This is a genomic window from Oleiphilus sp. HI0123, assembly GCF_001635315.1.
This window is the reverse complement of record NZ_LWGE01000587.1, coordinates 1-507: the sequence shown is the minus strand read 5'-3', so window position 1 is coordinate 507 and position 507 is coordinate 1. Positions and strand designations below refer to the sequence as shown.

Below are 507 nucleotides of genomic sequence, written 5' to 3'. Positions count from 1 at the left end.
TGTGCGCACCAATTTTGTGCATTGCTTTTTTGGGGTGTTCCCTATTGGTGCTCTCTATGTGTTAGTTAATTTTGAACGCTCTGGCGATAGGTCGATGAACTGTAAATTGACTACTGGCTGAGATAAGAGCCTTGTTTTGTGGGTCGATAACTTGGACCGTGATCGTGTGTGTTCCTCTATTTAGGCTTGTTAGCAGCAAGCTCGCCCCTTTTTGTAATGCAACTTCGGCACCATCCAGCAGAAAGCGCAGTTTGTCCTCTGCTCTTAATGAAGGCTCTAATATGGTGCTTACAGTGATGTCACCCGTGCCTGAGTGGAGTGCGCTCCGGTCTATTGGTGCGCTAATAACAAGTGACTGGTAAAGAAAGCTGTCGTCTGTAGGTGCAGAGCTAAAACTTATGGGGCTTGGTTTTAGTGCAGGTATGGTTGGAACGGGTTCGACTTCCAAGGTGACGGCGTTGCTTTGTGGTTGGTCTGAGTACGATATGCTGCCATCTGGTTTTGTGA

The 507-nt window shown here is 47.3% G+C and carries 1 protein-coding gene; it reads right to left on the bottom strand.

Features of this window, described 5'->3' with window-relative positions:
- Positions 1–61 precede the first annotated feature (61 nt).
- Positions 62–507: hypothetical protein (locus A3761_RS27040; RefSeq protein ID WP_068749955.1), on the bottom strand; the 446-nt coding region annotated here is incomplete at its 5' end.